This is a genomic window from Desulfosudis oleivorans Hxd3 (assembly GCF_000018405.1).
In the GTDB taxonomy this organism is placed as follows: Bacteria; Desulfobacterota; Desulfobacteria; order Desulfobacterales; family Desulfosudaceae; genus Desulfosudis; species Desulfosudis oleivorans.
Map to the genome: position 1 here is coordinate 2,614,847 of NC_009943.1, position 22,155 is coordinate 2,637,001.

16 protein-coding genes and 1 tRNA gene are annotated in these 22,155 nt (G+C 55.3%); 11 read left to right on the forward strand and 6 right to left on the reverse strand.

Annotation, left to right across the window (positions count from 1 at the left end):
• Window position 1: 1 nt before the first annotated feature.
• The 3 genes from hisA to DOLE_RS11085 form a co-directional block, all read right to left on the reverse strand.
• Window positions 2-757, reverse strand: a complete 756-nt coding sequence (gene hisA, locus DOLE_RS11075; RefSeq protein ID WP_012175570.1) for a 1-(5-phosphoribosyl)-5-[(5-phosphoribosylamino)methylideneamino]imidazole-4-carboxamide isomerase — start codon at window positions 755-757, stop codon at window positions 2-4.
• Between the two features lie 17 nt (window positions 758-774).
• Complete coding sequence (gene hisB, locus DOLE_RS11080; protein WP_012175571.1) at window positions 775-1,362, reverse strand: imidazoleglycerol-phosphate dehydratase HisB; 588 nt, start codon at window positions 1,360-1,362, stop codon at window positions 775-777.
• A 94-nt stretch (window positions 1,363-1,456) separates the two neighbouring features.
• Window positions 1,457-1,532: transfer RNA gene (locus DOLE_RS11085), tRNA-Ala, on the reverse strand.
• Window positions 1,533-1,908: 376 nt separating this feature from the next.
• On the opposite strand from DOLE_RS11085, the gene DOLE_RS11090 reads away from it, so the two are divergent.
• Entirely contained in the window at window positions 1,909-3,027 is a 1,119-nt protein-coding gene (locus DOLE_RS11090) for a GGDEF domain-containing protein (protein WP_012175573.1), read from the forward strand.
• Between the two features lie 18 nt (window positions 3,028-3,045).
• Here DOLE_RS11090 and DOLE_RS11095 read toward each other — a convergent pair whose 3' ends face one another.
• On the reverse strand, window positions 3,046-3,942 hold the full coding sequence (locus DOLE_RS11095; protein WP_012175574.1) for a selenium metabolism-associated LysR family transcriptional regulator: 897 nt from the start codon (window positions 3,940-3,942) through the stop codon (window positions 3,046-3,048).
• A 126-nt stretch (window positions 3,943-4,068) separates the two neighbouring features.
• On the opposite strand from DOLE_RS11095, the gene yedF reads away from it, so the two are divergent.
• From yedF to DOLE_RS17475, 4 genes are all read left to right on the forward strand, one after another.
• A complete protein-coding gene (gene yedF / locus DOLE_RS11100; protein ID WP_012175575.1) occupies window positions 4,069-4,662 on the forward strand; it encodes a sulfurtransferase-like selenium metabolism protein YedF in 594 nt (197 codons plus the stop codon).
• Between the two features lie 179 nt (window positions 4,663-4,841).
• Window positions 4,842-6,095, forward strand: a complete 1,254-nt coding sequence (locus tag DOLE_RS11105) for a thiolase family protein (RefSeq protein ID WP_012175576.1) — start codon at window positions 4,842-4,844, stop codon at window positions 6,093-6,095.
• Window positions 6,096-6,412: 317 nt separating this feature from the next.
• A complete protein-coding gene (gene prxU, locus DOLE_RS18605) occupies window positions 6,413-7,135 on the forward strand; it encodes a thioredoxin-dependent peroxiredoxin (RefSeq protein ID WP_232362698.1) in 723 nt (240 codons plus the stop codon).
• Between the two features lie 142 nt (window positions 7,136-7,277).
• Complete coding sequence (locus DOLE_RS17475) at window positions 7,278-7,823, forward strand: DUF2062 domain-containing protein (protein ID WP_012175579.1); 546 nt, start codon at window positions 7,278-7,280, stop codon at window positions 7,821-7,823.
• A 196-nt stretch (window positions 7,824-8,019) separates the two neighbouring features.
• On the opposite strand, the gene DOLE_RS11125 is transcribed toward DOLE_RS17475, so the two are convergent.
• On the reverse strand, window positions 8,020-9,837 hold the full coding sequence (locus tag DOLE_RS11125) for an acyl-CoA dehydrogenase (RefSeq protein WP_012175580.1): 1,818 nt from the start codon (window positions 9,835-9,837) through the stop codon (window positions 8,020-8,022).
• A 289-nt stretch (window positions 9,838-10,126) separates the two neighbouring features.
• On the opposite strand from DOLE_RS11125, the gene DOLE_RS17480 reads away from it, so the two are divergent.
• The 6 genes from DOLE_RS17480 (at window position 10,127) to DOLE_RS11155 (ending at window position 15,731) form a co-directional block, all read left to right on the forward strand.
• Window positions 10,127-11,203 carry a GGDEF domain-containing protein gene (locus DOLE_RS17480; RefSeq protein WP_052294296.1) on the forward strand — a complete coding sequence of 359 codons (1,077 nt, stop codon included), beginning with the start codon at window positions 10,127-10,129 and terminating at the stop codon, window positions 11,201-11,203.
• Between the two features lie 30 nt (window positions 11,204-11,233).
• A complete protein-coding gene (locus DOLE_RS11135; protein ID WP_012175582.1) occupies window positions 11,234-11,896 on the forward strand; it encodes an endonuclease III domain-containing protein in 663 nt (220 codons plus the stop codon).
• A 14-nt stretch (window positions 11,897-11,910) separates the two neighbouring features.
• A complete protein-coding gene (locus DOLE_RS11140) occupies window positions 11,911-13,239 on the forward strand; it encodes a nucleotide sugar dehydrogenase (RefSeq protein ID WP_012175583.1) in 1,329 nt (442 codons plus the stop codon).
• A gap of 60 nt (window positions 13,240-13,299) precedes the next feature.
• Entirely contained in the window at window positions 13,300-13,974 is a 675-nt protein-coding gene (locus tag DOLE_RS11145; RefSeq protein ID WP_012175584.1) for a nitroreductase, read from the forward strand.
• Window positions 13,967-14,752: a peptidoglycan editing factor PgeF gene (gene pgeF / locus DOLE_RS11150; protein WP_232362699.1), complete on the forward strand. Its 786-nt coding sequence runs from the start codon at window positions 13,967-13,969 to the stop codon at window positions 14,750-14,752. The genes DOLE_RS11145 and pgeF overlap by 8 nt, the downstream gene beginning before the upstream one ends.
• A gap of 106 nt (window positions 14,753-14,858) precedes the next feature.
• Window positions 14,859-15,731 carry a BKACE family enzyme gene (locus DOLE_RS11155; RefSeq protein WP_012175586.1) on the forward strand — a complete coding sequence of 291 codons (873 nt, stop codon included), beginning with the start codon at window positions 14,859-14,861 and terminating at the stop codon, window positions 15,729-15,731.
• 175 nt (window positions 15,732-15,906) lie between these two features.
• Here DOLE_RS11155 and DOLE_RS11160 read toward each other — a convergent pair whose 3' ends face one another.
• The gene (locus DOLE_RS11160; RefSeq protein ID WP_083766591.1) at window positions 15,907-22,152 is read right to left on the reverse strand and encodes a CARDB domain-containing protein; all 6,246 of its coding nucleotides are present in this window, start codon (window positions 22,150-22,152) and stop codon (window positions 15,907-15,909) included.
• Window positions 22,153-22,155 lie beyond the last annotated feature (3 nt).

The following is a 22,155-nucleotide window of genomic DNA, read 5'->3' on the forward strand; positions in this document are numbered from 1 at the left end:
GTCAGCCAACGCTCTTTTGTGAGGTTGAGTCCCCGGCCGATGCCACGGCAATGGCCTCTGCCAGATCCAGGGTGCCGTCATACAGGGCCCTGCCCGTGATCACACCGGTCACGCCAAATTCTTGAATACCCAAAAGGGCCTGAATGTCGTCGATGGTGGAAACGCCGCCGGAAGCCACCACCGGAATGGCGGTGGCCCGGGCAAACGCCTCAATGGCCGGAATGTTGGGACCCGTCCGCATTCCGTCCCTGTGAATATCGGTAAAATTAATCGCCGCCACTCCGCACCCTTCAAACCGTGCCGCGAGATCAGCCGCGGCAATATCGGTGGTGCTGGTCCACCCTTCGGTGGCCACTCGGCCGTCCCGGGCATCAATGCCCAGAACGATCCGGCCCGGAAACTCACGGCAGGCCGCTGTCACCAGGTCGGGGTGGTTTACCGCCGCCGACCCGATCACGATTCTGGCAACACCCAGATCGGCGTACATCTTTACCGTGTCGATCTCCCGAATGCCGCCGCCCACCTGTACCGGAACCCCCACCCGGCGAATAAGGGCGCTGATCGCTTTCAGGTTCCGCGGGCTTTTTTCAATGGCGCCGTCCAGGTCCACCACGTGAATCAGTTCGGCGCCCGCTTCGGCCCAGCGTTCGGCCATGGCACCCGGATCATCGGAAAACACGGTCTCCGCGTTCATGTCTCCCTGCAACAGCCGGACACACTTACCGCCCTTGATGTCCACCGCGGGAATAACCATCATGTTGCTTCAACCGCCTTTCAGATACAGCCCTTGGTGGAAAGCGGGCCGGTTATGCGGTCATCCATGGACGTCGCCATATCCAGTGCCCTTGCCACGGCCTTGAACACGGACTCGATCACATGGTGCTCGTTCTCGCCATAGTCGACGCGGATATGCAGGGTCATGCCGCAGTTAACAGCAAAAGCCCGAAAGAACTCCTTGGCCAGCTGTACGCCAAAGCCGGTTTCCGCGGCAGGGATCGACGGAACGTTAAAAACAAGAAAGGGGCGGTTGGAAAGATCAATAACCGCGTGGGCCAGGGCCTCATCCATGGGCGTGACCGCGTACCCGTATCGCCGGATTCCCTTTCTGTCGCCAAGGGCCTTGTTTACCGAGTTTCCAAGGACAATGCCCACATCCTCCACCGTGTGGTGGAAGTCCACGTCAATATCACCGGACGCCTGGACGGTAAGGTCGAAAAAACCGTGGGCCGCAAAAAGAGACAGCATGTGATTGAAAAAAGGAATGCCGGTGGATATGGTCTGAGTGCCTATACCATCAAGCAGAACAGTGACACTCACCTGCGTTTCCGCTGTTTGTCGCTGTACAGAAGCAGAACGCTTCATGAAAAACCCCGCGCCTTTGATTGGCTTGGTTTACGCGGAAAGCGCTGTTAACAATGCACGCCCTTTGGGCCGCCAATTTCCGCCGAATAAAACCTGGTGGAGATGAGGGGGATCGAACCCCTGACCTCGGCATTGCGAACGCCGCGCTCTCCCAGCTGAGCTACATCCCCGGTATGACCGTGTAAAATTTATGAAAATTAACACCGGAAAGGGCGCCTGTCAAGGAATAAAACCATGTCTGTTACCCCGCCCTGTTCAACCGAGATGCCCGTTCTGCCCCGGTCAAGACCCGACCTTGTTGCACCCGTACCACTAATGCCCCGAATCGGTTGTCTCGATTTTGTTGTACTATATAAATATAAAAATTGTATGTCAAGAAAATTCCACCACAATATATGGGGTATTTTCTCTTTTGCGTTTTTAAAGACACCACCGTCCGCGACATAAAACCAGCCTTTGCTTTCAACCAACTCTTGACGTCCGGGCTTGAAGCGATTAGATTGCCCTGATTGACCGATTTTATTTTACCGAACGGCGCTACAACTCATGATGGATACAGCAGCAACAGCAGACAGGCAGCAGACCCTGCGAATACGCCGGTTCCTGATGGCCTGTGCCTCATACCTGCTGTGGGGAATCATATGCATCTGCGCCTATTACGTTGGGCTGATGCGTATCACCATGGGTGTTTTGCTTGGACTGGGGTTTCTGGCGTTCCTGGTCAACCTCGCTTTTTACGGGCTGTTTGCTTCCGGTCTGAACAGACGGCTCAAAGATCCCAGCCTGACCGCCGCGCAGATGATCAGCGGCATCCTGTGGGTCACCATCATGGGCTACTGCTCGCACACGTCATTGCGGGGGAGCTATATCGCCCTCTACCTGATCGTTTTTGTGTTCGGCGTGTTCAAGCTCCGACTGCGGACCTTTTTCGTACTCACTTTTGTTGCCGCGGGCTCATACGGGACCTCCATGCTGCTGCTGGCGGTCAATGCGCCGGACGCGGTCGACCCCCACCTTGAAATCACCCGGACGGTGCTGCTGCTGGCCGTTCTGATGTGGTTCTCGCCGCTGGGCTACTACATCTACAACCTGCGCGCCAGGGCGGTGCAGGCCAATGTGGAACTCAAAGAGGCCCTGGGCACCATTGAACAGCTGGCCGTGCATGACGAGCTGACGAACGTCTATAACCGTCGCCAGATGTTCCGCGTACTAAACCGGGAAAAAGCCTTTGCCGACCGGACGGGCATGCCCTTTGTTGCCTGCCTGATGGACCTGGATGATTTCAAGCTCATCAACGACACCTATGGTCATCTCTCCGGCGACACCATTCTCAGGGCCTTTGCCCAGACGATCAAGCATGATATCCGACGGGAGGATTACATCTTCCGGTACGGCGGCGAAGAGTTCCTGGTTGTTTTTACCGGGACCCGCTGTCTTGCCAACAGCGCCGACTGTGCCCAGCGGCTGCGGGCGGCAACAGCCCGCCTCGCCTTCCCCGACATTTCCGATCAGGTCCGGGTGACCATCTCCATCGGCATGACCACCTACGAGCCCGGGGAAACCATTGACAGCCTGCTCTCCAGAGCCGACGCGGCCCTTTACAAGGCCAAGAAAAACGGAAAGAACCGGGTGGAATATACTGCGCCACCCCGGCGGACACCATAAGACAGCCGGATCAATCCTTCATTTTGGCCTGTCTGCTGCAATGAGGGTGCAAAATGCATTTGCCGCCGGGGACTGGCTGCGGTCCCTGAGAAAGGCCAGGTAAAACACCCGGGTCAGTTTTACGCCCCGCAGGGCCAGGGCCTTTAACATACCGGCCCGTACATCCGCGGCCACCGCCATGGAAGACAGAACAGAAACACCGATACCGCTTTTAATCCCCTGGACCACCGCCTCGGTGCTGCCGAGCTCGGCCACCACATTCAGCCCCTCAATACCTGCTCCACGGGCCGCCAGGCTCTCTTCCAGAGCGCTTCTTGTACCCGAACCCCGCTCCCGGACAATAAAGGGCTCCTTTGCCAGATCCGCCACCGCCACCGTTTTTCTCCCGGCCCAGGGATGGGATGCCGGCACCACCACCCGCATCTCATCGGTAAGAAACGGCTGCTGAACGATCCGCCGGTCAGCGGTCCGGCCGCCGACCACCGCCAGCTCCGCCTTTCCGGAAAGAATGTCAAAAAAAACTTTTTCCGTATCACCGACCAGAAGACAGACCGTCACCTGGGGATAGGCCCGGCGGTATGCACCGATCAGGCCCGGCAGGATATGACCGGCGGGAATGGTGCTGCCGCCGATCACCAGCCGGCCGGCTACCCGGCCCTGATAGCCGGCCATCTCCGCCTCGATCCCGTCGTACCGGGCCAGCAGATCCGAAGCCTGCCGGTACAGCAGTTCCCCTGCCGGGGTCGGTGCCACAGACCGGCCCAACCGGTCGATCAACCGGCAGCCAAAATGATCCTCCAGGTCCTTCACATGACTGCTCACCGTGGGCTGGGAAAGACGGACACCCGCCGCCGCCCTTGAAAAACTCCGCAGCTCCACCACCTTGCAGAAGACGCGCAATCGCCAGAGATCCATGACCACCTCCGTTGCATAGATTTTTCAGATACGTTGCAATGACATTATTAATCCTTCCGGTTTGACAAATCAATCGGACCGGGCAATAATTATTTTTGAATGTTCCTTTCTGACCAAGGAGATGCCATGACCCCCATCGACGCCCGGAATCTGGCCTGCCCGGGACCGGTTTTAGCGGCCAAGGCCTTTATTGAGCAGAACGACCCCAACCGCATCACCATTGTGGTGGACAATGAAGCAGCCCGGCAGAATGTCGAACGTTTTCTGTCCAGCCAGGGGTACGACATGCAGGTGGAACAATCAGACGACACATGGACCATCACCGGTATTCGCAAATCCGGCGCTGCCTTTCAGGAAGAAAAAATTCCGGTCCGGGAGCACGGGAGCGCCACCCTGGTGCTGATTTCATCGGACCGGCTGGGCCGGGGCGACGACGACCTGGGCGAAAAACTGATGGCCAGCTTCATCAAGACCTTGGAAGAGATGGGCACCGATCTCTGGCGCCTTGTATTTGTCAACAGCGGGGTCCGGCTGACCATTGACGGTTCCGCCGTTCTGCCGGACCTTCAAAAATATGAAGCCGCGGGAACTCGACTGCTGGTCTGCGGCACCTGCCTGACCCATTTTGACCTGATGGACCGGAAGCAGGTGGGGCAGACCACCAACATGCTGGACATCGTCACCGCCATGCAACTGGCGGAAAAGGTGATCGTGATCTGACCCTTCCGCGCCTCCTCCTCCCGGCCAGCCCTTCTGCGGATGCCCGTCTGCGGCGAATTTCAAGCCGGCTGCGACGCGCAATGTGTTGACTCCCCCCGGGCATCATACTATAGTGACCTTTGCGTTTTTTCGCAAAATCGAACATTTGTTATATTTTTTCTACAAAGGAGGACTGTTTAATGAAAGACGTTGTTATTGTATCCGCCTGCCGGACGGCCATTGGCGCGTTCGGGGGAACGTTGAAAAACATGCATGCCTCGCGTATTGCCAGTATTGCCATGAAAGAGGCCATCCGCCGGGCCGGTATCGACGCCGGCATCATCGATGATATCCGGTTCGGCTGCTGCCTTGACCCCACCGATTCCATGAATGTCACCCGCACCGCGGCGCTGCTGGCCGGTATTCCCGACTCCGTGCCCGCCGTTACCATCAACCGGGTCTGCATCTCCGGCATGGAGGCCACGCTCAGCGGCATGGCCATGATTCAGGCGGGCATGGCCGACGTGCTGCTGACCGGCGGCGTGGAGCATATGTCCGGAGTGCCCTACGTGGTCCAGGACGCCCGGTGGGGATGCCGCCTTCAGGACACCACCTTTGTGGATGCCCTGATCCGGGGACTTCACTGCGGTTCGCACATCATTCCCCACCCGGAAGACGGCCCGCTCAAGACAGGCGAACTGATCGAGCGGCTGAAAGGCAAGCCCTACATCATGGGCCACACCGCTGAAATGGTGGCCGAACTTTACAACATCAGCCGTGAAGAGATGGACGAGGTGGCCCTGCGCAGCCACAACAACGTGGAACGGGCCACAAAGGAAGGCGATTTTGCCGAAGAGATCGTGCCCGTGGAGATTCCCCAGAAAAAGGGCAAGCCGCCGGTGATCTTCGACAAGGACGAACACTTCCGGCCCGGCCTGACCATGGAGCAGCTGACCAAGCTGCCCCCGGCCTTTGTGCCCGGCATCGGCAAGGTCACGGCCGGCAACTCCTCAGGGCTCAATGACGGGGCCGCGGCCATGGTCATCATGTCCGCGGACAAGGCAAAGGAATTGGGATTAAAACCCCTGGCAAAAATCGTTGCCAGCGGACGGGGGGCCTGCCATCCGTCGGTCATGGGCATCAGCCCGGTGCCGGCGGTCAAGAACATGTTTGACAAACATCCCGACCTCTCCCTGGACGCCTTTGAGCTCATCGAGCTCAACGAGGCCTTTGCGGCCCAGTACCTGGGGTGTGAAAAAGAGCTGGGCTTAAACCGCGAGATCACCAATGTGAACGGATCGGGCATCGGTCTGGGACACCCTGTGGGATGCACCGGCGCGCGGATCATCGTCTCCCTGATCCATGCCATGAAAAAACGGGGCAAAAGCGTGGGTATGGCCACGCTCTGCGGCGGCGGCGGCGTCTCTATGGCAACGGCCGTGGAAATGTTGTAGTTCGAAAATTTTATTGTGTCCATTTGACCTCAGGCGGAACAACCAATGACCGTTGTTCCGCCTGAGCCTTTTACCGTCTGTCGGTATCAATAAACAACGAGGGGTAGTGCCGACAGCTATTTCACATATCGGGAACAACAGGCGCCCTCTTCTTGTTGCCTGCGAGTCACCAGCCCCCAGCCCGCTTTCGATTGACTCTTTTTGAAAAAATCGAAATAATGGGAAAAACAGGTTCCCTGCACCGTAGCAGAAGAAGCCGGATGACCCATAACGATTCGCGATCATCGTCGGCACCCGGCGAAAAAAGGAGGTTGCAAATGCCAAAAGAGGAAAAGGTAGGATGCGCCCGCCCCACCGGCGGCGTGGTAGGACAGAAAAAAACCGAGGAGAACAAAGAGACAACCGCATCACCCGCCAAGGAGGTGAGACCCATGATTCAGGTAGGAAAACCAGCCCCCGACTTTGTAGCGCCCGCGTATCACAAAGGCAAATTCACATCCGTCAAACTTTCCGACTACCTGGGCAAATGGGTGGTGCTCTGCCTGTACCCGGGTGACTTCACCTTTGTCTGAGCGACCGAAATTGCGGCGGTCGCCGCGAACCACAAGGCCTTTCAGAAGCTGGGAGTGGAACTTTTTTCCATGAGCGTGGACAGTGTGTTTGTGCACAAGATGTGGAACGACAATGAGCTGACGAAAATGGTCAAGGGCGGTATTCCCTTTCCCATGCTCTCCGACGGCGGCGGCAAGGTCGGCACAGCCTACGGCGTCTATGATGAAGATGCCGGGGTAGAAAACCGGGGGCGGTTCATCATTGATCCGGACGGTGTGATTCAGGCTTACGAAGTGCTCACCCCGCCGGTGGGCCGGCACGTGGCCGAAACCCTGCGGCAGATTCAGGCCTTTCAACTGGTTCGAAAATCCAAAGGCAGCGAGGCCACACCCTCCGGGTGGAAGCCGGGTAAACTAACTCTCAAGCCCTCTCCTGACCTGGTCGGCAAGGTGTGGGAGGTGTGGGAGACCAAAATGGAGTCTGAGTAACACCGAATCCCGCTTTCATGAGCCAACCGACGATCCGTTGAAAGCACACATTCTTTCGACGGATCGTTTTACTTAAAGCGCCGCCCCCCTTTTTGCGGGACAAAGAGGGGCAGCGCGAGCCCCTTCAAAAAATTGCACGACCATGAAAATCAGAAAACGGCTTGCCCTTTTACGTGAACAGCAGGACCTGTTAAAAAAGGGGCTGCGTAACACTCAACTGCACCGGCTCTTTGGAGAACGGATATTTTCCCACTCTCTCTGGGGATTTGAAAAGGAGGCCCTGGCCGGCGGACTTTCCCTCGGCCTTTTTATCGCCTTTACCCCCACCATTCCCTTTCAGATGATTTTCTGCGTACTCGGCGCCATTTTCTTCCGGGTCAACCTGTTTGCCGCCCTGACCGCCTGCTGGGTGACCAACCCGCTGACAGCCCCTCCGATTTACCTGTCGGCCCACTGGCTCGGTCGCTTTCTTCTGGGCCAGTCAGAATTTCTGAAAACCATCATCTCCCTTTTCGGGTTCGGAGAAAAAATGGGCCGGCTGGTGGAACACACCGCCTACCTGTGGGCCGGTTCTCTTCTGTTTGCCATTGTCGCCGCCATCATCGGCAATCTGCTGGCCAAAAAGGGATGGGACCTGCTCCACCGGATAAAAGAAGGAAAACAGGAAGCAGAGAATAAAGCGGATTAATTTTTCGCTATTTTCACAAAAAAAGGAAGAGGGGCGCGCAAAGCACGCCCCTCTCAGGGGGGGATGGTTGTGTAGGGGGTACACAACCATTATATGAACAGCTGGCGCTGACACGGTGTGTCAGCGGGCCGGTCATTCCTTCTATCCGGTGGCCGAACCCCTTGCTGCGTTACGTCGGCCACCGGTTGTTTTCATCCTACTGCATGAACCCGTCTTCAGGAATCTCCATGACAGCCGAAGTAAAGGTCTTGACACCGTCCATCTTGCCCATGGCCATGGGCAGCAGGGTCTGAATAAAGAACTGGGCGGTCTTGACCTGGCCCTGGTAGAAGGCCTCGTCCTTTTTCTTGGCGTTGCCGCTTGCCAGAGCCTTGGCCGCCACGGTGGCCCGCCACAGGTGCAGCCAGGCCATCACCACATCGCCGGTGACCTCCAGGAAGGGGGTGGCTGAACCAAAAGCATCCAGCACCTTTTCCGACATGGCGGTCTGGCCGATGGCCATGGCCACCTCACCCAGCTTGGCCGAAGCCTTTTCAACCGACTCGGCCAGCTCTTTTAAGCCATCCACGGCCTTTGCCTGGGCCACGGTGTTGCCCATCTCACCCATCAGATCCATGAGGGGCTTGCCGCCCTTCATGCCGAGCTTGCGGGCCAGCAGGTCCATGGCCTGGACCCCGTTGGTACCCTCGTAGATGCTGGTGATCTTGCAGTCGCGCACCAGCTGCTCCTGGGGATACTCCGCAATATAGCCGTAACCGCCGTATACCTGCATGCCGAGCACACACACTTCAAACCCCTTGTCCGTGCAGTATGCCTTGACCACCGGAATCAGGAACTCGATCAGGGCCTTGTACTTTTCCTTTTCATCCGACTCTTCCAGCACGCGCTCCATGTCGAAACACCGGGCAACGTAATAAAGCAGAGCCCGCATGCCTTCAACATAGGATTTCATGACCAGCAGTTGCCGGCGTACATCCGGGTGCTTGATGATGTTGACCGACGGCGCATCGGCGTCCATGAACTTGAGAAGTTCGCGGCCCTGAATCCGCTCCTTGGCATAGGCAACCGCGTTGGCAAAAGAGGTGGCCCCCAGGGAGAAACCCTGAACACCAACACCGAAGCGGGCCTCGTTCATCATCAGGAACATGGCCTTCATGCCCTTGTTCTCCTGGCCCAGCAGGGTACCGATGCAGTTGCCCTTGCCGCCCAGGGTCAGCGAGCAGGTGGCGTTTCCGTGGATGCCCATCTTCTCTTCAATGCCGGTGCATACCACGTCGTTGAACTCGCCCAGGCTGCCGTCCGGATTGACCCGGTATTTGGGAACGATAAACAGGGAGATGCCGCGGGTACCGGCGGGTGCACCCTCAATACGGGCCAGCACCGGATGAATAATGTTTTCCGTCATGTCATGCTCGCCCGCGGAGATGAAAATCTTGTTACCGGTGATGGAGTAGGTGCCGTCGTCGTTCTTTTTCGCGGTGGTGGTCAGCGCACCCACGTCGGTGCCGGCATCGGGCTCGGTGAGCAGCATGGTGCCGGCCCACTTGCCGGTATACATGTTTTTGACATAGATCTTTTTCTGCTCCTCGGTGCCCAGGGACTCAATCATCTTGGCGGCCCCGTGGGTCAGGCCGGGATACATCATGAAGGCCATGCTGGCGCCTGAGAAGAACTCGGCCGCCGCCAGGTTGAGCACGTTGGGCATGCCCTGGCCGCCGAACTCGGGATCTTCCGATGCCCCGATCCATTCGCCTTCGCAATACAGATCAAAAATCCGCTTGAAAGATTCGGGTGTCTTGACCTGGCCGTTTTCAAACACGCACCCCTTGTCCCCTTCCTCGTTGGCGGGAAGGATCTCTTTGAGTGCGAAATTCCGGGCCTCGGAAACCACCATATCAATGGTTTTCCGGTTGAAGTCGGCAAACAGTTCGTGTTTGGAAAGTTCTTCCACATTAAGCATTTCATGCAGGACAAAATCCACATCCCTGCGGCCTGAAAGTGTTCCCTGTGCCATAACCTGTTCTCCTTTATGATAAAAAATTATGTACCGGCACATGTGCCGTATAAATGAATGAATACTCACTCAATGAATGAAGACTCATTCATTTTTAGCAGGGGTTTTTTCCGTTGTCAAGAAACCTTTAAAAATCCTTTTAGAAAATGGGCACAAAAAAAGGCCGGGTTGACCGTAAAACGAACGGGTCGCACGACCGGCTTATATAGTGCCGCCGGTTTTATGCTGTCAGAACCGGTGGAATGTGTTAAAATTCATAAAAATACAGACTTTCCAACGGACATGACCATTGCCTTCCTATTTTAAAAACAAACCGGTGACGTTCAATCAACCGTCTGCCGATATAGAGCCGCCGGCCATTTATATGCCGCGCATGCAGCTTGCCATCCGGATGACCCTTGGCTTGCTGGCGGCGTTCTATTTTTTCGTTATTCCCGTTACCCCGTTTCTGCTGCCTCCCGTCGAAGTCGGCGGCGTGATCGCCGCTTTTTTCGTTTTTCATCTTGCGTGGTGGTGGCATTACCGTACCCGGGGTGTCGGGTGGGTGGGGGTCCGCCTGGCCGCATGGGTTGATATCGGGGCCGCCTTTACCGCCACGCTGATCGACCCCTTTGATATACCGCCCACCGGCATGCTGGTGATGATCGCGGTGATGGGCAACGGCATGCAGCACGGCCTGAAGATTTTTCTGGAACAGTTTGTCGCTGTTTTACTGCTCGGCATACCCATTCTTGCCATCCGGCAATGGCTGTTTTTTCAGGAATTTTCTTTTCCTCTTGTTTTTGTGGTCCTGTTTATCGCCATCTTTCTTTATTACAATTACCTGTTGTTCAGCCGCATCGAACGAATGAAAAAAAAGGCCCAGGTAATGTCCCGGCAGGATCCGCTGACCGGACTCTATAACCGGACCGCCTTTATTCAGAGCGCCGCCTATCTGCTTTCGCTCCATGAACGGGAACAGACACCCCTCGTAGTGATGTTCGCGGACCTGGACAATTTTAAGGGGGTCAACGACACAAAGGGCCACCTTTTTGGAGACCAGGTGCTTAAACTGTTTGCCCGCCTGACCGGTGAACTGCTTCGAAGATCCGACATCGTGGCCCGTTACGGCGGGGATGAGTTTGTGTTCATGCTGGTCAACATGTCCCCCGGTGATGCCGAACAGGTGGCCGGCCGCCTGCAGGCCCGGTTTGCCCGGTGGGCTGAGCAACAGGGGGCAAAGGTGAGCGTCAGCTTCGGTATCGCCGCTGTCCCTGATGGTCTGATAGACCTGGACCGCCTGCTGCAACATGTGGACAGGGCGCTGTATGAGGCAAAAAGCCACGAAGGCAAGCAACAGGTGGTGATTGCACCGCCCCTGGCCTGAGACGTTTACGACCCGGCATGGAATCTGAAAATGCGAAAACAAGTTGTTGACCTTGACCGATTTGTGCGCGAACTGAAAAAAGCCAGAAAAAAGAGCCAGGCCCCGGTGATCACCCTGATCGCCAACCGGGGCGCCACCCCCTTTGAAATTCTCGCATCCACCCTGCTCTCGCTGCGAACAAAAGACGCGGTAACCGATGCCGCGGCCCGGCGCCTGCTGGCCGTGGCAAATACACCGGAACAAATCGCCGCGCTGCCGGCCCAAAAGATAGAAAAGCTGATCTACCCGGTGGGGTTTTATCCCACAAAGGCAAAACGCCTGATTGAGATCAGCCGCATTCTGCTCGAACGCCATGACGGCCGGGTACCCGACGAAATGGAGGCCCTGCTTGCCCTGCCCGGCGTGGGCCGCAAAACGGCAAACCTCGTGCTGATCGAGGGGTTCGGCAGGGACGGCATCTGCGTGGACACCCATGTACACCGCATCAGCAACCGCACCGGCATTGTGACGACACGGACCCCGGAAGAGACCGAGTTCGCCTTGAGAAAAACACTTCCCAAAAAATACTGGAAACCCTACAATGAACTCCTGGTTTCATACGGCCAGACCATCTGCGTACCGGTGTCGCCCTTTTGCAGCCGGTGCCCGGTTGAAGCCGAATGCCCGAAGCAGGATGTGACCCGATCGCGATGACCAGAGGTGAAAAAATGACCCGAAGCGACCGCTGCGCTGAACTGATCGCAAAGATAGAGGCCCGGACCGCCCGAATCGCGGTGATCGGCCTGGGCTATGTGGGCCTGCCCCTGGCCCTGACTTTTGCAAAAAAAGGCTTTTCCGTTCTCGGGTTTGATACAGACCAGGAGAAGTGCGACCACATCGCCAACGGCAGGACATATATCCGCCATATCCCCCTGGAACCGGTAAAAGACCTGATCGGAAACAAGTCCTTTGAAGCGACCAGCGATTTTTCCCGGCTGGCCGAGGCGGACTGCATTCTCATCTGCGTGCCCACGCCCCTGACCGACAAACGGGTGCCCGACCTTTCGGCCCTGGTAAACACGGCCCAGACCATTGCCCGGTTTCTGAGAAAAGGGCAGCTGGTGGTGCTGGAAAGTACCACCTACCCGGAAACCACGGAAGAAGAACTGCTCTTTCGGTTTGCCTCAAACACCATGAAACCGGGTATCGATTTTTTTCTGGCCTTTTCCCCGGAGCGGGAAGACCCGGGCAACAAAGGGTTTTCCGTTACCAACATTCCCAAGATCGTGGGCGGCATCACCCCGGCCTGTCTGGAGGCGGCCGACACCCTTTACAGCACCATCACCCGGACCGTGCCGGTATCGTCGGCCCGGGTGGCAGAGTTTGCCAAGATCCTTGAAAACACCTTCCGGTCGGTCAACATCGCCCTGGTCAACGAACTCAAGATCCTGGCCCACCGCATGAACATCGACATCTTTGAAGTCATTGAAGCCGCGGCCACCAAGCCTTTCGGGTTCATGCCCTTTTACCCCGGCCCCGGCCTGGGGGGCCACTGCATTCCCATCGACCCCTTCTACCTGACCTGGAAGGCCAAGGAGTACGGCTTTGCCACCAAATTCATTGAGCTGGCCGGAGAGATCAACACCCTGATGCCCGACTATGTGGTGACAAAAACCGCCGACGCCTTAAACCGCATGGGCCGTTGCGTCCGCAACAGCACCATCCTGGTCCTGGGCGTGGCCTACAAAAAGGATGTGGATGACGACCGGGAGTCGCCGGCCTACCCTATCATGAAAAAACTCACGGATCAGGGCGCAGCCGTCAGCTACAACGATCCCTGGATTCCCCGGCTGCGGCCCACCCGCAAATATGATTTTACCATGGCATCGGTGCCGCTGGCGCCCGAGACCCTGGCCGCTGCCGACGCCGTGCTGATCCTGGCAAACCACAGCGACTATGATATGCAGTTCATCATCCGGCATGCCCGGCTGGTCATCGACACCCGCAACGCAACAGCCGGCATGAAGAGCGACACCTGCACCATTGTGCCGGCATAAAGATATTATCCGCCTGGCCTGTTTTTCAGCCCCTTGCGAAACCACAAAAAGGAGACGCTCATGGAGTTTAAGGACGTTGTGTATGCGCGCAAAAGCATTCGAAGATTCAAACCCGACCCGGTGTCAAAAGAGACCCTTGAAGCGGTCCTAACCGTTGCCGGCCGGGCCGCATCGGGCATGAACATTCAGCCATGGGAGTTTTTCGTGATTGCCGGACCGGCCCTGGAATCGATCAAGCACCAGCACATTGAGAACCTGCAAAAGGGCGTGGCCCCGGCACCGGAAGCGGCCTACTCGGTCTGGCCCAACGACAGCGTGTATCGCCGGCGGCAGGTGGAGCTGGGAAAAGAGCTCTTTCGCCTGATGAACATTCAAAGAGACGACATGGCCCAGCGCATCGACTGGATCCAGCGGGGGTTCCGGTTCTTTGACGCCCCTGCGGCCATTATTCTCACCCATGACCGGGTTCTCAACGACCCCGGTCCGCTGCTGGACATGGGCGCGGTAATGCAGATGATCTGCCTGGCCGCGGTGGAGCACGATCTTGGCACCTGCATCGAAGGCCAGGGGGTCCAGTACCCGGATGTGCTTCGCCAATTCGCCGATATTCCGGAATCCAAGAAAATCGTCACCGCCATTGCCATCGGTTACCCGGACCCCGACTTTCCGGCCAACCGGCTGGAAAGCACACGGGAACCGGTGGATGCCCTGACAACATGGATCGGATTTGACTGACAGCGCCATGATCCAGACCACGCAAAACAGCCTGACCTTTTTTAAGTTTTCCCACCTGGCCCGGTATCCGGGAGTGCTTCACGGCATCTTTGCGCGGACGGGCGGCATCAGCAGCCCGCCGTTTGACAGCCTCAACATGAGCACCAGCGTGGGAGACACCCCTGAGGCCGTGGGACAGAACCGGAGGGCCGTGGCAGCCTGTTTCGGCAACCGGCCCCTGTTCTTTTTAAACCAGGTGCACAAAACCGGCGTGCATGTCGTGGATGCGGCAGCTCCGGCGCCAAAACAGCCGGATGGAGACGCCCTTGTGACAGCAACCCCCGGCCTGCTGCTGGGCATCAAGCTGGCCGACTGCCAGGCTGTCCTGCTGTATGACCCGGTCAAAAACGTTGCGGCCAACATCCATTCCGGGTGGCGGGGCAGCGTGGCCGACATTATCGGCATAACCATAAAAACACTGACCCAACGATTCGGCGTCAACCCCGCCGACATTCTGGCCGGCATCGGGCCGTCGCTGGGTCCCTGCTGCGCCGAGTTTGTCAATTATAAGAATGAACTGCCCCCTCCTTTCTGGAAATACAAAGACAAAAGCAATCGGTTTGATTTCTGGCAAATCAGCCGGCATCAGCTGATGGCAGCCGGCGTGCCTGAAGCCCACATCGAAATTGCCGGTCTCTGCACCCGGTGCCGGACCGACCTGTTTTTTTCCTATCGCGGCGAAGGCAGAACCGGCCGGTTTGCCGCGGTAATCGGCATGCCTGACAAGACGTTAAAATGATTCATCTTCCGAAACAATCCCTTGGACCCTCAACCCCTTGAACCCTTGAATCCTGTGCGCCCATTAAGCAGGAAAAGGTCCAGAAAAACAAAAAAATGAGGTTAACATGACAGAAAAAGCAATCATCACCGCAGCCCTTTCCGGCGCCGCCACCTTCAAGAACAACAACCCGTCGGTGCCCTACACCCCTGCCGAGTTTGCCGAGGAGGCGGCAAAGGCGTATAAGGCCGGTGCCGCCATGGTCCATGTCCACGCCAAAACCGATGACGGGTGGCCCACCTGGGACATCGACCGCATTCGGCAGACCCACGACGCCATCAAAGACAGAACCCCGGAACTGATCGTCAACTTGAGTTCCGCGGTGGGCATGGGGGCCACGGCCGAGCAGCGCATCGCCCAGATTGTGGCGATCAAACCGGAAATGGCCTCCCTGAACACCAACACCATGAACTTCAGCGTGCTGGACCGGAAAACCGGCGCTATCTTCGTGGACTATGTGTTTGAAAACACCTTTACCATGCTCCAGGACTTCGGCAAGGCCATGGAGGATAACCGGGTCAAGCCGGAAATTGAAATTTACGACATGGGCGGGCTGGACAACTTTTGTGCCATTGCAAAGCAGGGCTTTTTCACCGAGCCCCTTAACTTCAATTTCGTCTGGGGCGTCACCGGGGGTCAGCAGTTCCGGCCCGACACCTTCGTGGCCCTGGCCCATGCCGTGAAGTCCCTGGGCAGAAAAATAAACTTTACCACCTGTGGCGTGGCAAAAGACGAGTTTCCCGCCATCATGCAGTCAGCCCTCATGGGGGGCCACATGCGCGTGGGCCTGGAAGACAACACCCGCCTGGCCAACGGCGAACTGGCAAAAGGCAACTATGAACTGGTGGAACAGGCCGTCAAAATCGCCGAGGTCCTGGGCAGAACACCGGCCACGCCGGACGAGGCCCGGACCATCATGGGGCTGCGAGGGGCGGACTGACCTTACCTGCCTTATGCGACGCAAGCGCCTGCGCTGCGCCGCAGGCTTCCGAATAAACCGCTTGCCTCCCTTATGAAAACGGAAGGCAAAACAAGCGCCGTATAAAACAAGAGGGGCGGCCGAAGCCGCCCCTCTTGTTAGATCGATTCAGTAGTTAATACTCCGCCGATTCAGCCTACTGCTGCAAGGAATCCAGAAAACATCCACCTCCTCCGCCTCCACCGCCGCCGGCGGCAGGGACAGGAACATCCTCTTTTTCCTGCGTCACGGTAAATATCTTATCGACAACGGTAATGGTGCCGGTTCGCCGTTTTGTGCCGGTATTTTCTTCAACTACAAACGAAAACTCACCATCACCAACACCTGAGTCCCAATCGGGATAGACGGTAATCCAATCGTCGTTAGAGACTGCTATCCATGGGCAATTGGCATCAGTATTAACCGTCGCACTGTCGTGCCTGCCATCGGCATCAAAATCCATGGCGCTGGGGCTGAGGCTGTAAGAACAGACGTCTGGTATCCAAAGTACCCGATCCACCCATCCACAATCAAAACCCTCGGAGTTAGAAGTATCTTTGTCATAATTCCAGTCAACATAACATTCCTGCTGATCTATTTTATATACCTGTTCTTCCCAATCCACTTCGCCGGATATGCTGGCCTGGCTTGCTCCATCAATAGTAAATTCTAAATAATCGCAATTTAACTCTGAAGATACCTTCCAGTAGAAACTAAGTGTACCCGGACCGTTTAAGGTGGCCCCCATCCATGACTGAAAGGCATTTCCAATATTCCCACTCTGCGCGGCGTCACCATCATAATAGAAAATGCCATCCTGGCCGAACCAATCGGCGTGCCCACCTGTTACCAAATCGAGAGACAAGTTGTCGACAGCTTCTCCCAATGTTACAGAAGGTGCCTCAGATACACCAATACCTGAACACGCAATGGTGTCTATACCGCTGATTTCATTTGCATTCACAGTAATTGTGCCGCCGTAACTCTGGGCGGCAGTAGGAGAGAACGTTACCGTGACATCATGATAATCTCCAGCATCAATTGTTCCGCTCCAATTGCCGCTAAAAACGGAGCTGGAATAGCTGATCCCGGAAACAGTCAATGTTTTGGTCCCACTGTTGTTGATCCGCAACGTGCTCTGGGAGTTCTGACCGATCGTTGTGTCTCCAAAAGACAGGTCTCCGGCAAGGCTGATTATGGGGAATAACGCTGTCGTCCATTCGGCGTAAAGGATGTCGGAAGCATTGGCCGTGTATATCCCGCCCGGGGCATAGTGTGTTCCCGTGCCGCTGCTGCTTGTGTTCCACGCTATAAAGGTATAGCCCGTTCTGGCCAGGTTGCCGGTATTTGTCTGCAAGGTCAAGGCCACATTGTGTATCTTGGTTTGTGAATCCGGAACACTGCCGCTGGTGGCGTTGTTGGCGTTGTAATTCACCGTATATGGGCCTGGAACTGTCGAGCGGAATGTAACCTGGACTGTTAACGGTTGTAAAATGTTGCTTTGCATATAGCTATTACCCCCATACTGCACCATCATACCGTTTACAAGCCAGCTGTCTACGGTGAATCCAATGTCAGCCTCAGCCGTAAAGGTTACATCCGTTCCTTCATCCTCCCACGAGGATGTTGAAGGACTGATGGTACCGTTTCCATCTGTCTCCGGTGTAACCTGGTACTGCGCTTGCCAGTTCCAACGGAGTGTCGAGCCTTCGTAAATTTCAAAGGAAGGATAACTTGTTCCTGATCCGGTCGGGGCGCTTCCGGTTCCAGCGTATCCAGTACACATCCAACGAGTCCCATCGGACTGATCCGCCGGAGATGCCACACTGCCGCCCGGCATCGTCTGCCCGGATACCCATGCATAAGAACCAGGTGCCGGATTTGGGCTGCCATGATCAGAGTATATGACAAACGCACCCGCCTCTACTGTATAAAAGTCCTGGTGCGGGTTGGGGTCATCAGCGCTCCAGGCACTCCAAACGCCTGTATTGTCCTGGTAACGTACATGCCAATGGTAGTGCTTGTTGTTCTCCAAGACGCCCGCCGGAATCGCATGTGTTGTTCCGGATGTACTCTCAACGTAGTTGGAGTAGACAATCGCGTCATTGTCAGTATCGCAACGGACTCGCACTTCAAACCCAGCCTGCGTTCTGCCGGGAGTACCGCTGTTGAATGCCGACCATGCAAGCGTTGGCGTCAGTGATGTCAGGATATTATCGTCCTCTGGCGCTATCGGGGTTGGCGTGTCGGGAGCATCGCTGAAGTCAATGATGGAAACAAATGTCTCCCCAGCTTTTAGCCTGAACGAATCTGAAAGCGTAGGCTGCCCCGCCGGGCTCACATCAATCTGATAATCTGCAAAATTCTCAAATCCCGAAAGGTCGTCTCCGTCTGCCTTCCTGCCTCCAACAAAATATATCCCGGAATCTCCATTGATGCCTTTATAGTGATAGTCAACAATATTCTTATTCCATATAACATCATCGAAGTCCAACTGCAGTAAAGCATCTGGCCCACCATCTTGCGCGACAACCCACGCAATGGCGCTTTCCAACGCTTTCTCGTGCCTGTTGTCACCAACATCGTCTTCGCCGCCTGCATTTCCCGGTTCTGCAGCGCCTCCATCTGAATAATACGGATATACATCCGGCGGATCCATGAAGAAGTGCCTTATTGGCGCCCATGATTCATGCGTTTGATCTTCAATCACTGCCATGCCGGGGCTTATTCCGCCCGCCCCAAAGCCACCAGAATGGGCATGAGGAACGTAATAAACCGGGCACCCAAGATTCTCCAAACTTGCACTTGAACACCGGACTATTCCATCACTTGTGTTGTAATTACCCCAAGCCGCATTGTCTGTTCCTACTATTGCCAGTGTATCGGGAAGTGTTGTCAGAGAAGCCCACCCCAAGAAAATCCGCCATTGAAGTGGGGAACCAAATTCGAGATCGTGTGCCTGATTGTTGAGTAAAAAACTTACCGCATCCGCTGCATTCCCACCATAGTGTGGCGTCCCAAGCGTGATCAACCTGTCAAGCTTACTGTATGCTTCCAAAGCATAGCGCCGCACAATCAACCCGCCATAACTGTGAGCTATCGCATCGAAACAGTCGAACCCTTGGAAACCTGGACCATTCGGTTCCGCCACGAAATCCGCAAGTTGTTTGATGAGCGTTACTTTTCCAGGGACCTCAACATCAACACGAGGATACTTATACGACTCAGGCCCCAAGTCTACCTTTGCAGTTTCATACTCGAACTTTCGAACCGGCCTGCCGTATGTCAACTCCAGCAACAGTTCCAACTCCCCGAAGTTGCTCCCCTGTCCACTCCATCCATGAGCGAGAATAATAGGCTTTTCATCTGTAACCAGCATAGGTGATGCAGCTATTCCGTCAACTGAACCATCAATCCATTCGCTCCCAACGGGTACCCACGCCTCATCACTATACTCTTCAAGTTCCACCTGAATATAGTACTGCCCAACCGCTGGGGGCTGCCATTCGACAATGAGATTACGGCTACCAGGCAGCGTTAAGGGTAGACCGTTATATGTTCCTTCTACCACTGGAATAGAAGCTGTGGTCTGCCCAATAAACACTCGCCCCGATTCATCTGGCGAAGATTCGTTGTAGTATGCTTTGACCTTGGCCGTTTTTGTAGCCGCAACCGAGCTTTCAACCATCACATGAATAGCAACGGTATCACCCGGCCCAAAACATCGTGAAGAATGTGCCGTCCAGCCCGAATCCTTCTGACCATCCGCATCCCAATCAATAAACGGATCATATGTATCACCTGAACCATCAACATCGACTAAGTGCGGCAAATAGTTCTTGTCCATGAGATCGGGTAGTGTAGATGAAGAAATCGCAATTTCAGGTTTCCTACTGACAGTAACGATCCATTCCCCCTTATTATTGTCCTCATTCGATTCGTTGCTGGTGTCGTTTACATCGACCCAGTAGGTTACGGAGTATGTTCCCTGCGTTGCGTCTGTCGGGATTGGCCAGTCGAAATTCTGGGACTGCTGCCCGCCGTCTGCCGCCAATGCACCGTAACTGGTCGATGTAAAACGGTCGTCATCGGCGTAGCTGGCGGTGTCTTTATGGGCGAAGTAATGAACTGTCCCGGCGCTGCCTGGGGCATTTCCATCGTTCCTTACTGCAAAAGAGAACTCTACCGTGTCCCCTGGGAAGTAGGTCTGACTCAGGTATCCCCCGCCCCCAATCAGGTCAGGGCCAGTCACGTCAAAGGTAACGGTTCGGCTGTCACTCTCATCCGACTCGTCGATATCGTCATCCGCATCGGCAACGGCGGTGATGTAGTATCGTCCGGGTGTCAGGTCTGCATCAACGGTCCAAGAGATACCGTCAGGTTCTTCTTCATCGACGGCGATACCGTTGACTTCCTGAAGATTTGGCGTCCAGCCCCAGCCGATCTCTCGCCATTGTTCACCGGAGCTACGGCCAAGATAATACCGGACTTTACACCAAGTGCTTAATCCCGTATCTGCATCACCGGCGTTCTTCGTAATGGAGTTAACATCAACACTTTGGCCTGGATAACCACTTGCCTGCGACAACGTGAGACTGCTGACAATCAGGTTCGGTTGCGGCACGGCAGTCACGTCAAAGGTAACGGTTCGGCTGTCACTCTCATCCGACTCGTCGATATCGTCATCCGCATCGGCAACGGCGGTGATGTAGTATCGTCCGGGTGTCAGGTCTGCATCAACGGTCCAAGAGATACCGTCAGGTTCTTCTTCATCGACGGCGATACCGTTGACTTCCTGAAGATTTGGCGTCCAGCCCCAGCCGATCTCTCGCCATTGTTCACCGGAGCTACGGCCAAGATAATACCGGACTTTACACCAAGTGCTTAATCCCGTATCTGCATCACCGGCGTTCTTCGTAATGGAGTTAACATCAACACTTTGGCCTGGATAACCACTTGCCTGCGACAACGTGAGACTGCTGACAATCAGGTTCGGTTGCGGCACGGCAGTCACGTCAAAGGTAACGGTTCGGCTGTCACTCTCATCCGACTCGTCGATATCGTCATCCGCATCGGCAACGGCGGTGATGTAGTACCGTCCGGGTGTCAGGTCTGCATCAACGGTCCAAGAGATACCGTCAGGTTCTTCTTCATCGACGGCGATACCGTTGACTTCCTGAAGATTTGGCGTCCAGCCCCAGCCGATCTCTCGCCATTGTTCACCGGAGCTACGGCCAAGATAATACCGGACCTTACACCAAGTGCTTAATCCCGTATCTGCATCACCGGCGTTCTTCGTAATGGAGTTAACATCAACACTTTGGCCTGGATAACCACTTGCCTGCGACAACGTGAGACTGCTGATAATCAAATTCGCTTGGGGCGGATCATTGACATGAATGGACCACACGGCATCGTCATAATCTCCCGATACATCATAAACCCTGGCGCGAAGCGTGTAATCACCAGGCGTATTAAATGTGTAGTCGCCAACATCCTTAAAATCAGTGGTATCAATTGAACCGCCGAAACCAACGCTATCCGTATCAGTGTCGGATTCCGCCCCCGAAAGTGTCCAAACCACTTCGTCAAGATCGCCACCATCATCTTCCCCGCGAACCGTAAATTTCTGGCTCGCTCCATATGACAGTGTAACTGAACTATCGGAAGGCGTTACCCTGCTTGCCACAGGATCAGGATCGGGATTGTCCGCTGTAACCGCTATGGTCTCGTAATCTCCACTGTCATCATTATTCCTGACTGTGATGGTGGCCGTTTGATTGTTTGCCCACGCCATCTCGCTTCTATTTAGATAGACAGTAATCTTGATGCTACTTGAGGTGCTTCCACTGGTGCGGCTATAAGTAAGCCAATCAACGTTGTCCGTAATAGTGTAGTCCAGTGTTCCCCCGCCGTCGTTTTCAACATAAAAATACTTGGAACTATCATTGTAGTCAAAATCCAAGCTATTTCTATCAAGATCAAGATCCGGGGCTTCCATTACTATTATCTGCCACTGGTGCGTTTCCTTCCACGAAAAGTCGGATAGTACATTTGGACGGTACATAACTTCGCCACGGACATAATAAGTTCCTGGAGAAGAAAATGTACGTGTAATTTCTGGGTCGTAATACTGGTTCCCGAAGTTTGATGAATCAGATTCTAGAAAACCACTTTGGCCATATATATCTTGCGTTGAATACCAATCGGTTCGCCATGAGTTGAATTCATTACCATAAATTCCGTTAATCCTGAAAGTATGACTTCCCGTGCTCAAATAGACTGTCTCATACTTTGAACTTCCATACTGCTGCTCATGAGGACAGTCTGAACATAAAGCAAAAGCATTTCCTGCCATCATCAGTAGACATGCGGCAACCGCTATCTGATTAATTATCTTCACAAT

What these genes read in the sequence shown, in the direction of transcription:
- hisA (WP_012175570.1), bottom strand. Translation starts at nt 757, where the DNA reads ATGATGGTTATTCCCGCGGTGGACATCAAGGGCGGTAAGTGTGTCCGG.
- hisB (WP_012175571.1), bottom strand. Translation starts at nt 1,362, where the DNA reads ATGAAGCGTTCTGCTTCTGTACAGCGACAAACAGCGGAAACGCAGGTG.
- DOLE_RS11090 (WP_012175573.1), top strand. Translation starts at nt 1,909, where the DNA reads ATGATGGATACAGCAGCAACAGCAGACAGGCAGCAGACCCTGCGAATA.
- DOLE_RS11095 (WP_012175574.1), bottom strand. Translation starts at nt 3,942, where the DNA reads ATGGATCTCTGGCGATTGCGCGTCTTCTGCAAGGTGGTGGAGCTGCGG.
- yedF (WP_012175575.1), top strand. Translation starts at nt 4,069, where the DNA reads ATGACCCCCATCGACGCCCGGAATCTGGCCTGCCCGGGACCGGTTTTA.
- DOLE_RS11105 (WP_012175576.1), top strand. Translation starts at nt 4,842, where the DNA reads ATGAAAGACGTTGTTATTGTATCCGCCTGCCGGACGGCCATTGGCGCG.
- DOLE_RS17475 (WP_012175579.1), top strand. Translation starts at nt 7,278, where the DNA reads ATGAAAATCAGAAAACGGCTTGCCCTTTTACGTGAACAGCAGGACCTG.
- DOLE_RS11125 (WP_012175580.1), bottom strand. Translation starts at nt 9,837, where the DNA reads ATGGCACAGGGAACACTTTCAGGCCGCAGGGATGTGGATTTTGTCCTG.
- DOLE_RS11135 (WP_012175582.1), top strand. Translation starts at nt 11,234, where the DNA reads ATGCGAAAACAAGTTGTTGACCTTGACCGATTTGTGCGCGAACTGAAA.
- DOLE_RS11140 (WP_012175583.1), top strand. Translation starts at nt 11,911, where the DNA reads ATGACCCGAAGCGACCGCTGCGCTGAACTGATCGCAAAGATAGAGGCC.
- DOLE_RS11145 (WP_012175584.1), top strand. Translation starts at nt 13,300, where the DNA reads ATGGAGTTTAAGGACGTTGTGTATGCGCGCAAAAGCATTCGAAGATTC.
- DOLE_RS11155 (WP_012175586.1), top strand. Translation starts at nt 14,859, where the DNA reads ATGACAGAAAAAGCAATCATCACCGCAGCCCTTTCCGGCGCCGCCACC.